Here is a 14,329-nt window from a genome sequence, read left to right on the forward strand (position 1 = left end):
GCGCGGGACACGATCCCGCGCACCCGTCCGCCCAGCCCCGCTCCTTCATGGTCGGTGCCGCTCAATCGCCCGCCTGGCCGAAGCGCGGCGGTCGTTTCTCCACGAAGGCGCGCGCCGCTTCCCGATGGTCGGCGGTCTGCGTGCACCGCACATGGCGCCAGGACTCCCTGTCCAGCACCTGGGCCAGCGACAGATGCAGTGCATCATTCAGGTTGGCCTTCATGTGGGCGATGGCGGTGCGCGGCCCGCGCGCCAGCCGTCCCGCCACATCCATGACGCGCGCCTGCAACGCGTCGGGCGCCAGCACCGCATTGAGCAATCCCAGCGACAGCGCGGTCGCGGCGTCAAGCATGGGAGATGTCAGGTAGAGTTCGCGCGCCTTCGCCATGCCGACCAACCGCGGCAGGAAGTAATGCCCTCCGAAATCGCCGGACAAGCCGACGTCGATGAAGCCTGTACGCAGGCGCGCCGTGGTGTCGGCATAGCGCAGGTCGCAGGCCAACGCCAGGCTCAGCCCCGCGCCCACGGCGGGCCCGCGCATCATCGCGATGGTCGGCTTCTGCATGGTATGGAGTGTTTCGCAGATGCCGGCGCGGCGCCGCAATCCGTTCAGCTTGTCCTCGAAAGACATCGCCGGCGCCGCGGCCGCCTCGGCCATACGACTTACGTCGCCGCCGGCGCAGAACGCCGCGCCCGCTCCGGTCAGTACGACCGCGCCCACGCCGGCGTCGCCGGCCGCGTCATGCAGGGCGTCGAGCAAGGCGTCGTACAGCGCCGGACTCAGCGCGTTGCGCCTTTCCGGACGGTTCAACGTCAGCACCAGCACCGCGCCCTCGCGTTCCTGCCGCAATCCCGCGTCGTGGGTGTTCGTCACCGTGTCTCCTTCCCGTCCCATCCTGGTACTTCGCCTCCATCCTTTTTTTCGTGCTGGGCTCGCTGTTCTGCGCCGGCCTGGCGGCGCGCCCTTTTTTATATCCTAGGGGAAGCTGCACGCCACGGCATGCGTACGTCCCAATAAAAGGTCCACATATCGAGAAAGGGATACGCCAGCCACCTGTGCAACGCAGTCGCCACCTTCCACCGGTCGAAGTCCAACATATAGAATGTCCCGGCCGTCCCACGGAAGCCCGCGAGACCGTGGCGGCGCGCTCCCGACTCGGAACACTGCCGGAGCAAGGCCCATGAATCCGACACAGTCCAGCCCTGCCGCGTGTGCGGCCGCGGGCACCCAGACCTTGCATCGCGCCGTAGCGCTGCTGCGGCTTATCACGGCCCACAACCGCAGCGGCAGCCGGCTGGTGGACCTGTATCGTCGCACGGGCCTGGAACGGCCCACCGCCCACCGCATCCTGCAAGGCATGATCGCCGAGCAGCTGATTCGCCAGGACAGCCAGAGCAAACGCTACTACCTGGGCTCGCTGCTTTACGAGATGGGCCTGGCGGCCGCGCCCAAGCTGGCATTGCGCGACATATGCCACCCTTATCTGGAGGCGGTCGCCGAACATACGGGCGATACGGTCTTCATGACCGTCCGGTCCGGCTTCGACGGCGTGTGCGTGGCGCGGGCCGACGGCTCCTTTCCGATCAAGATGTTCGTCCATGACGTTGGCCGCCACCGCCCGCTGAACGTTGGCGCCGGCGGACTCGCTCTTTTGAGCGCGCTACCCGACGACGATATCCAGCGCATATCCCGCATCAACGTCGAACGCACGCAACGCAAGAATCCGCGATACACCGAAGCGCAGCTGCGCGCCAGCATCGCGGCGACACGCCGGCGCGGCTACGCGACGAACAAGGTCATGGACGAGCCGCCGGTGCATTCCGTCGGGCTGGTAGTCCGCTATCCGGACGGTACACCGGCCGCGGGGATCAGCGTATCGACGCTGGCGTCCAGGCTGGGCAAGGACCGCCTGGAGATGGTGGTGCGCTGCCTGGGCGACGCCGTCGGATCGATCGAAGCCGACCTGCGCAGGCAAATGGAACGAGGACGCCTGGTCTAGCGCCCATCCGCAGATCGGGCCGCGCACGGCCAGAGGCCTCGCCGAAGTCCAATTTATGGACCTGAATCTTCACGCCGCAGCGCATCAAGGCGTCAACTGCGCCGCGTAACTCCGTAGACTTTTTCCATGCACGCGCCGACTGCAAGGCGGATGTGTGGAACCCAGAAGAATAGCCGCCACCCGCGGCAACGGAGGATGATGATGAACAAACGATTCGGCGCCGGCGCGCGCCGCCTGACGGCGCTGTTCGCCTTGTCGCTGTGCGCGGTGGCGGCGCATGCGGATTACCCCGACCGGCCGATCCAGGCCGTCTCTCCCTACGCCGCCGGCGGCGCGAACGATTTCCTCACGCGCCTGATGGCGCAGAACATGGGCGCAGTGCTGAAGACCAGCATCGTGGTGGAAAACAAGGCGGGCGCCAATGGCATCGTGGGCGCGGGCTTCGTCGCCAAGTCCGCACCCGACGGCTACACGCTGCTGATGGGAAACAGCGCCACGCATGGCACCAATCCCACGCTGTACAAGGCCCTGCCCTATGACCCCACGGCCGACTTCGCGCCGGTGGGCATGGTGGCGTCCGTCCCCATCGTGCTGGCGGTCGACAGCAAACTGGGCGTCAATAGCGTCGCGGAACTGATCGCCTACGGCAAATCGCATCCGGGCAAGCTCGCATTCGGCAGCAGCGGCGTCGGCGGCACCGGGCATCTGTGCGGGGAAGCCTTCAAGGCCGCGACCGGCCTGGATATGGTCCACGTTCCTTACAAGGGCGATGCGCCGGCCGTCGCGGACGCCATGGGCGGGCAGGTCTCCATGGCCTTCGTCGGCGTGGCTTCCGCCGCGCCCCTGCTCGCATCAGGCAGGATCAAGATCCTCGCCGTCGCCAGCACGCACCGGTCCGGCTCGCTGCCCAACGTTCCCACCATGGCCGAAGCCGGCTACAAGGACCTGCAGTTCGCCCAGTGGTATGCGCTCTTCGCCCGCGCCGGCACGCCCGCTGGCGCCATCGAGAAACTCAATCACGCCACCAAGGTCGTGCTGGCCAGCGACGACGTGAAGAAAAGCCTGGCCACGCAGGGCGCGGACCCGGAGTACATGACGCCCGACCAGCTGCGTGCTTTCTACCAGTCGGAAATCAAGCGCTTCGCCGACATCATCCAGCGGCTGGACATCAGGACGGAATAAGGCGTGCTCTACGGGATCGCACGGGACCGCCTCGGCCCTGCACGCGAATAAGTACATCGCCCATAAGGAAATGCGCCAAAAACTAATGAGTATGAAATCGTTTGGGTGAGCAGGTCGCGCCGGTAGTGTACGCATCACGCACCTACCGGAGACACCGCATGAACGACCGCTTGAAGCAAGTCCAGGGCTCCCGCTCCGCCGCCGTCAAGGCACGGCTGGATCATCCCGTCATCGACACGGACGTCCACGTCAATGACTACGCCCCCGCGCTGGAGGACTACGTTCAGCATTACGGCGGCAGCAAGCTCGTGGACGCGCTGCGTCGCGCGCAAGGCGGCCGCTTCGCCAACCGCAGTGCCGGCGGCAAGGACTGGTACCAGCAGACGCCGCAGGAGCGCCAGTATCACCGTACGCTGCGCTCGCCGTGGTGGGCGCGCGTCACGCGCAACACGCTGGACCTGGCGACATACACCCTGCCCGCCTTGCTGTATGAGCGCCTCGCCGAACAGGGATCCGATTACTCGGTGCTGTTCCCGAACGATGTCCTGGCGCCGCTGGCTGCTGGCGCGGACAACCGCCAGGCACTGCAGCGGGCGATCAACCATTTCCATGCCGACCTGTATCGCCCCTATGCCGACCGCCTGACGCCTGTCGCCGGCATCGGCCTGCACACGCCGCAGGAAGGCATCGAAGAACTGGAATTCGCCGTCAAGACGCTGGGACTGAAGGTCATCAACATCCCGGGCGGCATTCGCCGCCCCATCCGGGCCATCGCCGACAAGTATCCCGCCAGCGAGTATCCGGACGTCGCGCGCCACGCCGGCTACGTCGACTTCCTGGGCATCGACAGCGAATATGACTACGACCCGTTCTGGGCCAAAGTCGTCGAACTCGGCGTGCCGGTCACCACCCACTACGGCAGCCAGGGCTGGACAGGCCGGCAATCGATCAGCAACTACATGTTCAACCACATCGGCCATTTCGCCGATGGCTCGCAGGCATTCGCGAAGGCATTGTTCTTCGGCGGCGTGACGCGGCGCTTCCCAGGGCTGCGCGTCGCCCTGCTGGAAGGCGGCGCGGACTGGGGCGCCCATGTGTACACCCACCTGATCGACCGCTGGGAAAAGCGCAACCGCAATGCGGTGCAGAACTACAACCCCGCCAACGCGGACCTTGACCTGCTGGAAGATCTGTTCAGGCGCTATGGCCACCCGCTGTTGCAAGGTCGCGAATTGAATCGCGAGACGCTGCTGCGCGACAGCCTGGGCATCTCGGCCCTGCATCACAGCCGCGAGCCGAACGCCGATGAACTGGACGACTTCGCCGCCGCCGGCATCGAAAGTCCGCACGACATCAGGACGCGCTGGCTGGACAGCTTTTACTTCGGGTCGGAGGCCGACGACCGCACGGTCGCGTCGGCATTCAACAGCCGTGCCCTGCCGCTGGGCGCCAAGGTGAACGCCATCTGGTCCTCCGATGTGGGCCATTGGGATGTGCCCGAATTCACCGAACCGCTCGCGGAAAGCTGGGATCTGGTGGAAAACGGCGTCATCGCGGCCGCGGACTTCAAGTCCTGGGTCTTCGACAACCCCTATCGCTTCTACACAGAAGCCAATCCCGGCTTCTTCAAGGGCACGGCCATTGAACGGGCGCAGGCGTCCCGTGCGGAGCAGGCACGATGACCGGTACGTCTCGTTTGCGGCGGCGGCTGTTTGCCGGGCTGGCGGGGGCCTTCATGGTGGCGATGGCCGGCACCGCCTGGCCGGGCCCGGACGTCGTGCGCATCGGCGTGGCCACGGCCGGCGGCGGCGATCCCATCACCTGGGGCGGATCGCCGGGCGCCGTCGTCCGCGCCAATCGTTGGCTGGAAGACGCCTTCGCCCGCCAGGGCACCAAGGTGGAATGGCTGTTCTTCAAGGGCGCCGGGCCGGCCGTCAACGAAGCGCTGTCCAACCGGCAGATCGACTTCGCCTACCAGGGGGACCTGCCCTCCGTCGTGGGACGCGCCAACGGCCTCGACACGCGGCTGCTGCTGGTCAGCGGCGCGCGCAACAACCTGTATGTGGCGGTGCCCCCGGCGTCGCCCCTGCGCACCCTGGAAGACTTGAAGGGCCGCACGGTAGCGCTCTTTCGCGGAACCAACGGCCATCTGGTGGCCATCAACGTGCTGGCTGCGCATGGGCTGGCCGAGCGCGACCTGAAGGTGGTCAACCTGGACACCGGAAGCGCGCAGGCGGCCATCGTCTCCAACGGTGTGCAGGCCGCGTTCGGCGGCATCGAATACTTCAAGCTGCGCGACCAGGGACTGGTACGCATGGTGTTCTCGACCCAGCGCGGGAACCCGGCCTACACGCGGCAGGCCGCGCTGTTGGTCCGGGCCGCGTTCGCCCAGGACAATCCGCAAGCCACCCAGACCGTGGTCGACGCCTTCGTGCGGGCGGCGTGCTGGGCCTCCGACGAAGAGAACCGCGACGCCCTGTTCCAGCTATGGGCGCGCAGCGGTATTCCCTATGCGTCGTTCAAGGCGGAATTCCAGGACCAGACGCTGAAGTCACGCAACTCGCCGGTGGTCGACGCATTCATCGTCGGCCGCTACAAGGCCGTGGCGGCCGACGCCTTGCGGCAAAGGCTGATACGACGCGAGATCAGCGTGGACGACTGGTTCGACACGCGTTACCTGGAGCGGGCGCTGAAGGACCAGGGCCTGGAGGACTACTGGCCGCGCTATGCCACCGACGGCATCACCCGTGTCAATGGCCCAGCCTCGACCGCCCAGGCCGGACCCAGGGAGAATAGGCCATGAGCGCATCGCCGTCCATCCTGTCCGGCGTAAACCGCCCGCGCCGCACCGTTGCGCCCCGGGACCTGCTTGCCTGGGCAGGATCCCGGGGATGGGGGTGGCTGCTGCCGGCCGCCCTGCTGGCCGTGTGGCAGGTCTGCGATTCGTACCGGTGGATATCGCCGCAGGTGCTGCCGTCGCCGCGCTTCGTGTTCGACACGCTGTGGGACCTGGCCGGCAGCGGCGATCTCTGGCTCAACGCCCGGGCCAGCATGACGCGCGTGGCCGTGGGTTTCCTGGCTGGCGCCGCGCTTGGGGTTGCCCTGGGGAGCGTCATGGGCCTGTCGCGCCGGGTCGAGGCGTATCTGCTGCCGACCTTCAATGCGCTGGTGCAGATCCCCGTACTGGCGTGGCTGCCCTTCGTCCTGCTGCTGGTCGGCATCGGCGAACCGCTCAAGTACATCCTGATCGCCAAGGCCGCGCTGGTTCCCGTCACGCTCAATACGCTGCAAGCGTTCCGGCAGACGCCGCTCGCCTTGCTGGAGGTCGCCCGCATATATGGCTACTCGCAGCGCCAGCAAGTCCTGCGGGTCGTGCTGCCCCACGCCATTCCCACGTTGTTCACCGGCCTGCGGCTGGGCTTCACCAAGGCCTGGCTTTCGCTCGTGGTCGTGGAGCTGGTCGCCTCCAGCGAGGGCCTGGGTTATCTCATCGTCTACGGACGGCAGTTGTTCCAGCTGGATCTCGTCATGGCCGCCGTCGTCGTCGTAGGCGCCATCGGCTTTGCGATAGACCGGCTGCTGGATGGCGCCGAGCGGCGCCTCTGCCGCGGCCGGCCCGCGCCGGCGTGGGGGTCGGCATGACGGCGCCGGCCAAACGTTGGCGCGGCTGGGTGCTGCCCGCGATGCTGGTGGCGATCTGGTGCCTGCTGTCGTACAGCGGTCTGCATCAGTCTCCGATGCTGGTGTCGCCCGGACAGGTATGGCAGACCACCCTGGACCAGGTGTCGACCGGAAAACTGTGGCGCGCGCTCGGGGCCAGCTTTGCCCGTGAACTCGCGGGCTTCGGCATCGGCACCACGCTGGGCCTGCTGCTGGGCGCCGCGCTGGGGCTGTCACGACATTTCCAGCGCATCGTGGGTCCCAGCTTCAATACGTTCAAGCAGGTCTCGCTTTTCGCGTGGATTCCCCTGATTTCGGTCTGGTTCGGCCTGGGCGATACCGCCAAGGTGGTGTTTCTTTCACTGGCGGCCCTGGTGCCCGTCGTGGTGAACACCTGTGACGGAATACGCTCTGCCCCGATCGGCTTGCTCGAAGTCGCCCGCGTGCACGGCCACAGCCGGATGCAGCGGGTCTTCTCGGTAATCCTGCCCTGCGCCATCCCGTCCATTTTCACCGGCATCTACCTGGCCCTGATCTATTCGTGGCTGGCCACCATCGGCGCGGAATACCTGCTGGTGGCCGGCCTGGGAATCGGCAACACCCTCATCGACGGCAGCGAACACTTTCGCATGGACCTGGTCATCTTCGGCATGGTCGTCATCGGGCTGGTGGGCTGGGGCCTGAACGCCATCGCGCGCTGGACGGAACGCCGCCTCGCCCGCTGGCGCGTGGCATGAGCCGCCACAGGTCCGGCCGAACGCAGCCGCGGCCACACCGTTTTCCTCCAGGCGACGGCCGTACTCGGCCGCCTCGCGTCGCTGGAATCGCATGCGGGCGCATTGCCCCCAGCCGTCCATCCGCCGCCCGATCAACAAACGTCGTTCTCCGTACCGTTATGACCGCCACCTCCACACTCGAAATCCGCGCGCTGGGCAAGCGCTATCCCGGCGCGCCGGGCCGGCAGGCGCTGCCCGTCCTCGACAACATCAACCTCGACATTCCGGCGGGCCGATTCATCAGCATCGTCGGCGCCAGCGGATGCGGCAAGTCCACCCTCCTGCGCCTGATCGTGGGCCTGGACAGCGACTACCAGGGCGCCATTCTGCTGGATGGCCTGCCGGTGGGAGACCCGAGCGGCGATCGCGGCATCGTATTCCAGGACCATCGCCTGTTCCCCTGGTTGACCGTGGCGCGCAATGTCGCCGTGGCGCTGCGCAACGTCGCGATCTCGAATTCGGAGAAGCGCCAGCGGGTCGCCGAACACCTTTCCCTGGTGGGCCTGCAAGGCTATGACAACGCCTATCCGCACCAGCTCTCCGGGGGCATGGCGCAGCGTGTCGCCATCGCACGCGGGCTGGTGAACCGGCCGCGCATCCTGCTGCTGGACGAACCGTTCGGCGCTCTCGACGCGTTGACCCGGTCGCGCATGCAGCAGCGGTTGCAGCGCATCTGGCAACAGGAGCGCATCACCATGATCCTGGTCACGCATGACGTCGACGAAGCCGTCTTCCTGGGCGACGAAGTGGTCATCATGCAGCCGCATCCCGGCCGCATCCATCGCACGATACGGGTGAATCTGCCGCATCCGCGCGACCGCAGCGACCCGCGTTTCATACAACTGCGCGACGATGTACTAAGCGATTTCCTGGACGCGGAAGAATACGGCCAGTAGTGTAGAGTGCACGGATTACTGTGATTATTGCGCCTAGCGCATCAACGGCAGCCCGCGGTGGCCGACGCCGGTGGCGCCTTTCCGGGGTGTCCCCGACGACATCGGACCTCGGGCGGCCAATGATGCGTTACGCCACATCGCCCCGTGAACTTCGACCTTGCAGACCTGCGCGCCTTCGTGGCGGCCAGCGACCACGGCAGTTTCCGCGCCGCGGCGGACGTCCTGTGCATCTCCCAATCGGCGCTGAGCCGGCGCATCGAAAAACTGGAAGGCGCGCTGGGCCTGCGCCTGTTCGAGCGCACCACCCGGCGGCTGGAATTGACAACGGCCGGACGAGGGTTCGTCCACAAGGCCCGGCACGTCCTGAACGAACTGGAAAGCGCGCTGCTGGGCACGCGCGACCTGGCCGACCGCCTGTCGGGGGAAGTGACCATCGCCTGCGTGCCCTCCGCCGTGGGCTACTTCCTGCCGCCCGTGGTCAAGGCGTACCACGACGAATACCCACGGATCCGGCTGCGCATCCGCGACGAGACGTCGGCGGAGATCCTGACCACGGTGGCCCGCAGCGAAGCGGACTTCGGCCTGACCTACATCGGCACCCAGGAGCCGGACATCGAATTCCAGCCCCTGATCGAAGACCCCTTCGTGCTGGCCTGCTCGCGCGAGCATCCGCTGGCGCGCAAGCGCAAGGTGCGCTGGGCCGAACTGGCCAACCATGATTATGTGGCCGTGGCGCAAGGCAGCGGCAACCGCATGCTGATCGACCAGGCGCTCGCCCACACCGCGCAGTTGCCGCGCTGGTTCTGCGAGGTGCAGCACGTTCCCGCGCTGGTCAGCGTGGTGGAAGCGGGCGTGGGGGTAGGCGTGGTGCCCAAGCTCGGCATGCCGCGCGGCGCGCACGCGACCCTGGTCAGCGTCCCGCTGGTCGACCCGTCGATATCGCGCACGCTGGGCCTGATCAAACGCCGGGGCCGCGCGCTATCCGCGGCGGCGCAGCGCTTCTACGATTTCATCCTGCGCGCGCATGGCTAACGCGGCCGGGGTACGCCGGCATGGGCTCAAGCCGTGGGATACGTACCCGGCACCAGGATGTCGCGATCGATATCGTGGATATCGCGATGCCCGCACAAGGCCATCGTCACATCCAGTTCATTCGCCAGGATTTGCAGGGCCTTGGTCACGCCTTCCCTGCCGCCCGCGCCCAAGCCGTAGAGAAAAGCCCGGCCGATCAGCGTGCCGCGCGCGCCCAGCGCGACCGCGCGCAGGATATCCTGGCCCGACCGGATCCCGCTGTCCATCCATACTTCGATCTTCGAATCCACCGCGTCGACGATGCGCGGCAGCATGCTGATCGCCGACATCGCGCCGTCCAGTTGCCGGCCGCCGTGGTTGCTGACGATCAGCGCATCGGCGCCCGTGTCGGCCGCCAGGCGCGCATCCTCGGGATCCAGGATGCCCTTCAGGATCAGCTTGCCGCCCCAGCGCTTCTTGATCCATTCCACGTCGTCCCAGCTCAGGCGCGGATCGAATTGCTCCGCCGTCCATGATGACAGCGACGACAGGTCGCCCACGCCCTTCGCATGGCCGACGATATTGCGGAAAGTGCGCCGGCCGGTGCGCAGCATCTGATAGCACCACGCCGGCTTGGTGGCCAGGTTCAACAGGTTGGGCAGCGTCAGGCGCGGCGGCGCGGTCAAGCCGTTGCGCAGGTCCTTGTGGCGCTGGCCCAGGATCTGCAGGTCCAAGGTCAGCATCAAGGCGGAGCAGTTGGCGGCCTTGGCCCGGTCGATCAGGCGTTCGATGAAGTCGCGGTCCCGCATCACGTACAGCTGGAACCAGAACGGCTTGGTGGTGTGCGCGGCCACGTCCTCGATGGAGCAGATGCTCATCGTCGACAAGGTGAATGGAACGCCGAAGGCCTCGGCCGCCTGCGCGGCCAGGATCTCGCCGTCCGCGTGCTGCATGCCGGTCAGGCCGGTGGGCGCCAGCGCCACCGGCATGGCGGCGGGGATACCCACCATGGTGGTGGCGATGTTGCGGTTCTCCATATTCCGCGCCACGCGCTGCCGGAAACGAATCTTCTGCAGGTCGGCTTCGTTGGCCCGGTAGGTCGATTCAGTCCATGAACCGGAATCCGCGTAGTCGTAGAACATGCGCGGCACGCGCTTTTCCGCAAGCACGCGCATGTCTTCGATGGTTGCGATAAAGGATCGGGACGGCAAAGGCATGGTCGTATTGGCAGCGTCTGGGGTTCTGATTCAACGAGGCGGAAGCTTAACCCAGCGTGCGCGGCCATGCCGGTTGCGCCGCAACATCGGTATGGCCGCGCACGCTTTCGCACCGTTTACGCCAGGTATCCACCGAAATAGGGGCAAACCCCTCGTTTATCCGCCTTGCGCTTTCCCGCGCCATGCCCAAAAATAGCTGTTACGTTCTGTATTGAAATTGTCGGACATCCCGGCCCTGCTCCATCCCGCGTGCGCCACCGGCGCGCGGGGCGTGGGACAGGGCCCGCGTGCCGTCCCACTCACGCCCGCCACAGGGCGCCCGCATCATGATGCTGCAGCACCCTCTTCCGCTCTGGGGATAAGTTGTGTCGGTGGTCCAACTGGCCTTGCGCCGTCCCTATACTTTCATCGTGATGGCGCTGTTGATCATCCTGGCGACGCCCTTTGCGTTGATGAGGATGGCGACGGATATCTTTCCCGAAATAGACATACCCGTCATCAGCGTCATCTGGAACTACAACGGCTTGTCGGCGCAGGAGATGGGGCAACGCATCGCGGCGCAGAACGAACGCGGACTGACCACGACGGTCAGCGACATCGAGCACATCGAGTCCCAATCGCTGGCGGGCATCACCGTCATCAAGATCTTCTTCCAGCCCACGGCGAACATCCAGACCGCCATCGCCCAGGTCGTGGCCGCCGAACAGACCCAGGTACGCCAGCTGCCGCCCGGCATCACGCCGCCGTTGGTCATCAAGTATTCGGCGTCCAGCATTCCGGTCATACAACTGGCCCTGTCCAGCGCCACGCTGCCCGAACCGTCCTTGTTCGACGCCGCGCTGAACACCCTGCGCCCACGGCTGATCACCATTCCCGGCGTGGCGGTGCCCTTTCCCTACGGCGGCAAGAACCGGGTGATCTCGGTCGACCTGGACCTGCAGGCGCTGCAGGCGCGCGGGCTGTCGCCAGCCGACGTGGTCAACGCCGTCAACCTGCAGAACCTTATCCTGCCGTCGGGTACCGCCAAATTCGGCGATACCGAGTTCAGCATCAAGATGAACAGTTCGCCCGAAACCATCGCCGGGCTGAACAACCTGCCGGTGCGCACCGTGCCCGGCGGCGCCACCACCTATGTGCGCGACGTGGCGTATGTGCGCGACGGCTTCAATCCGCAGACCAATATCGTGCGCCAGGACGGCGTGCGCGGCGTGCTGCTGTCGGTGCTGAAGAACGGCGGCGCCTCGACCCTGGACATTGTGGCGAACCTGCGGGAGCTTCTGCCGAGCGTGATCCAGACCATGCCGGCCGACATCAAGGTCACGCCGCTGTTCGACCAGTCGGTCTTCGTAAAGGCCGCCGTCAAGGGCGTCATCATCGAAGCCCTGATCGCGGCCTTGCTGACCGCCACCATGGTGCTGCTGTTCCTGGGCAACTGGCGCAGCACGCTGATCATCGCCCTGACCATCCCGCTGTCCATCCTGGCGTCCATCCTGGCCCTGCACATGATGGGCGAGACGCTCAACCTGATGACGCTGGGGGGGCTGGCGCTGTCGGTGGGCATCCTGGTGGACCAGGCCATCGTCACCATCGAGAACATCGAACGCCACCTGCACCTGGGGACCGAACTCAAGCAGGCCATCCTGACGGGCGCCAACGAGATCGGCATGGCGGCCTTCGTGTCGACGCTGTGCATCTGTATCGTATTCGTGCCGATGTTCTTTTTGTCGGGCGTGGCGCGCTACCTCTTCGTCCCCCTGGCCGAGGCCGTGGTCTTCGCCATGCTGGCCTCGTACGTGCTGTCGCGCACCCTGGTGCCGACGCTGGTCATGTTGCTGATGAAGAACCACGGCAAGGGCGACCCCGATGCCCGGCCCAGCGCCCTGCAGCGCGTGTATCGCGCCTTCGACCAGCGTTTCGAGCGCATGCGGCGCGCGTACACGCTGGTGCTGTCGGCGCAGTTGGCCCGGCGCAAGGCCTTCGCCCTGCTCTTCCTGGGTTTCTGCCTGCTGTCCTGCCTACTGTATCCCTTCCTGGGACGGGACTTCTTCCCCACCGTGGACGCGGGCCAGATCCGCCTGCACATGCGCGCGCCCACCGGCACGCGGATCGAGGAGACCGCCCGCCTGGCAGACCAGGTCGAGACCGCCATCCGTGAAATGATTCCCCCGAAGGACCTCGAGACCATCCTGGATAACCTCGGCGTGCCGAACAGCGGCATCAATCTCTCGTACAGCAACGCCGGCACCATCGGCACGCTGGACGGAGAAATCCTGCTGTCGCTGCGCGACGGGCATGCACCCACCGAGGACTACATCTCACTGCTGCGCGCCGAGCTGCCCAAGCGCTTTCCCGGGATCGAGTTCTTCTTCCAGCCGGCCGACATCGTCACGCAGATCCTCAACTTCGGCCTGCCCGCGGCCATCAACGTACAGTTCACGGGCAGCAATATGAACGCCAACGCGGAGCTGGCAGCCGAACTGACCAAGTCCATCCGGCAGATCCCGGGTGCGGTGGACGCCCATGTGCACCAGCGCCTGGATACGCCGACACTGAACATGGTGATGGACCGCACCCGCCTGCAGCAGGTCGGCCTCAGTCCGGCCAACGTGGGCCAAAGCGTGCTGATCGCGCTCTCGGGCAGTACGCAGACCTCGCCCGCCTTCTGGCTGAATCCGCAGAACGGCGTGGTGTACAACGTCGCCATCCAGGCCCCGCAGTACCAGATCGACGGCATGGACCAACTGCTGGCCTTGCCCGTGGGCGCGCCCGGCGCGCCTGGGGGCGGCAACACGCAACTGCTGGGCAACCTGGTCGACGTCCAGCCCTCGCGGCAACCCGCCGTCATGTCGCGCTACAACATCCAGCCCGCCATCGACGTCTACGTCGGCGTGCAGGGCCGGGACCTGGCCAGCGTGGCGGCCGATGTATCCCGCAAGGTCGACGAAATCCGCCACAAGCTGCCGCGCGGCAGCCAGGTGACGCTGCGCGGACAGGTGCAGACCATGCAGTCGTCCTTCATCGGCCTGGGGGTCGGGCTGCTGATGGCCATCGTGCTGGTCTACCTGCTTATCGTCGTGAACTTCCAGTCCTGGATCGACGCCTTCATCATCATTACCGCCCTGCCGGCCGCGCTCGCCGGCATCGCCTGGATGCTGTTCATCACCGGCACCACGCTCAGCGTCCCGGCGCTGACCGGGGCGATCATGACCATGGGCGTGGCTACCGCCAACAGCATCCTGCTGGTGTCCTTCGCCCGGCAACGGCGCGAGGAAGGCGCACCCGTGCTGTCCGCGGCGCTGGAGGCCGGGGCCACGCGCCTGCGGCCGGTCCTGATGACGGCGCTGGCCATGATTATCGGCATGATCCCCATGGCGCTCGGCATCGGCGAAGGCGCCGAGCAGAATGCGCCCCTGGGGCGCGCCGTGATCGGCGGGCTGCTGTTCGCCACCGTATCGACGCTTTTCTTCGTGCCGGTGGTCTTTGCCGGCGTACATCATCGCCTGGGACGCCGCAAGGCGCAGGCCGGGGACGCGCGCCCTGACGCCGCGCCCCTGGCGCCGGATACCGCGCCGCGGGAGATCTAGGAA

General features: G+C 66.5%; 11 protein-coding genes. 9 read left to right on the forward strand and 2 right to left on the reverse strand.

Annotated elements, in window-relative coordinates; translation table 11 throughout:
- Positions 1 to 61 precede the first annotated feature (61 nt).
- Positions 62 to 874 carry an enoyl-CoA hydratase gene (locus tag BAU07_RS14505; RefSeq protein ID WP_232338134.1) on the reverse strand — a complete coding sequence of 271 codons (813 nt, stop codon included), beginning with the start codon at positions 872 to 874 and terminating at the stop codon, positions 62 to 64.
- A gap of 307 nt (positions 875 to 1,181) precedes the next feature.
- On the opposite strand from BAU07_RS14505, the gene BAU07_RS14510 reads away from it, so the two are divergent.
- The 8 genes from BAU07_RS14510 to BAU07_RS14545 all read left to right on the forward strand — a co-directional run bounded on the left by BAU07_RS14510 (position 1,182) and on the right by BAU07_RS14545 (position 9,546).
- On the forward strand, positions 1,182 to 2,000 hold the full coding sequence (locus BAU07_RS14510; protein ID WP_066658976.1) for an IclR family transcriptional regulator: 819 nt from the start codon (positions 1,182 to 1,184) through the stop codon (positions 1,998 to 2,000).
- A gap of 201 nt (positions 2,001 to 2,201) precedes the next feature.
- Positions 2,202 to 3,182: a Bug family tripartite tricarboxylate transporter substrate binding protein gene (locus BAU07_RS14515; protein ID WP_157122245.1), complete on the forward strand. Its 981-nt coding sequence runs from the start codon at positions 2,202 to 2,204 to the stop codon at positions 3,180 to 3,182.
- A 158-nt stretch (positions 3,183 to 3,340) separates the two neighbouring features.
- A complete protein-coding gene (locus BAU07_RS14520) occupies positions 3,341 to 4,864 on the forward strand; it encodes an amidohydrolase family protein (RefSeq protein ID WP_066658980.1) in 1,524 nt (507 codons plus the stop codon).
- Positions 4,861 to 5,985, forward strand: a complete 1,125-nt coding sequence (locus BAU07_RS14525) for an ABC transporter substrate-binding protein (RefSeq protein WP_066658982.1) — start codon at positions 4,861 to 4,863, stop codon at positions 5,983 to 5,985. Before BAU07_RS14520 ends, BAU07_RS14525 begins: the two co-directional genes overlap by 4 nt.
- A complete protein-coding gene (locus BAU07_RS14530) occupies positions 5,982 to 6,824 on the forward strand; it encodes an ABC transporter permease (protein ID WP_066658984.1) in 843 nt (280 codons plus the stop codon). Before BAU07_RS14525 ends, BAU07_RS14530 begins: the two co-directional genes overlap by 4 nt.
- On the forward strand, positions 6,821 to 7,579 hold the full coding sequence (locus BAU07_RS14535; RefSeq protein ID WP_066658985.1) for an ABC transporter permease: 759 nt from the start codon (positions 6,821 to 6,823) through the stop codon (positions 7,577 to 7,579). The genes BAU07_RS14530 and BAU07_RS14535 overlap by 4 nt, the downstream gene beginning before the upstream one ends.
- A 158-nt stretch (positions 7,580 to 7,737) precedes the next feature.
- Positions 7,738 to 8,514, forward strand: a complete 777-nt coding sequence (locus BAU07_RS14540; RefSeq protein ID WP_066658986.1) for an ABC transporter ATP-binding protein — start codon at positions 7,738 to 7,740, stop codon at positions 8,512 to 8,514.
- Between the two features lie 144 nt (positions 8,515 to 8,658).
- Positions 8,659 to 9,546, forward strand: coding sequence for a LysR family transcriptional regulator (locus BAU07_RS14545; RefSeq protein WP_066658987.1), 888 nt, complete (start codon positions 8,659 to 8,661; stop codon positions 9,544 to 9,546).
- 26 nt (positions 9,547 to 9,572) lie between these two features.
- On the opposite strand, the gene BAU07_RS14550 is transcribed toward BAU07_RS14545, so the two are convergent.
- Positions 9,573 to 10,742 carry an alpha-hydroxy acid oxidase gene (locus BAU07_RS14550; protein ID WP_066658989.1) on the reverse strand — a complete coding sequence of 390 codons (1,170 nt, stop codon included), beginning with the start codon at positions 10,740 to 10,742 and terminating at the stop codon, positions 9,573 to 9,575.
- 365 nt (positions 10,743 to 11,107) lie between these two features.
- Between BAU07_RS14550 and BAU07_RS14555 the strand changes: the two genes are divergently transcribed.
- Complete coding sequence (locus BAU07_RS14555; RefSeq protein WP_066658991.1) at positions 11,108 to 14,326, forward strand: efflux RND transporter permease subunit; 3,219 nt, start codon at positions 11,108 to 11,110, stop codon at positions 14,324 to 14,326.
- The last annotated feature ends 3 nt before the right edge of the window (positions 14,327 to 14,329 follow it).

The organism is Bordetella flabilis, from assembly GCF_001676725.1.
In the GTDB taxonomy this organism is placed as follows: Bacteria; Pseudomonadota; Gammaproteobacteria; order Burkholderiales; family Burkholderiaceae_B; genus Bordetella_C; species Bordetella_C flabilis.

Bases quoted from the DNA above. Each gene is read 5' to 3' on its own strand.
- BAU07_RS14510 (WP_066658976.1), top strand. From the start codon at position 1,182: ATGAATCCGACACAGTCCAGCCCTGCCGCGTGTGCGGCCGCGGGCACC.
- BAU07_RS14515 (WP_157122245.1), top strand. From the start codon at position 2,202: ATGAACAAACGATTCGGCGCCGGCGCGCGCCGCCTGACGGCGCTGTTC.
- BAU07_RS14520 (WP_066658980.1), top strand. From the start codon at position 3,341: ATGAACGACCGCTTGAAGCAAGTCCAGGGCTCCCGCTCCGCCGCCGTC.
- BAU07_RS14525 (WP_066658982.1), top strand. From the start codon at position 4,861: ATGACCGGTACGTCTCGTTTGCGGCGGCGGCTGTTTGCCGGGCTGGCG.
- BAU07_RS14530 (WP_066658984.1), top strand. From the start codon at position 5,982: ATGAGCGCATCGCCGTCCATCCTGTCCGGCGTAAACCGCCCGCGCCGC.
- BAU07_RS14535 (WP_066658985.1), top strand. From the start codon at position 6,821: ATGACGGCGCCGGCCAAACGTTGGCGCGGCTGGGTGCTGCCCGCGATG.
- BAU07_RS14540 (WP_066658986.1), top strand. From the start codon at position 7,738: ATGACCGCCACCTCCACACTCGAAATCCGCGCGCTGGGCAAGCGCTAT.
- BAU07_RS14550 (WP_066658989.1), bottom strand. From the start codon at position 10,742: ATGCCTTTGCCGTCCCGATCCTTTATCGCAACCATCGAAGACATGCGC.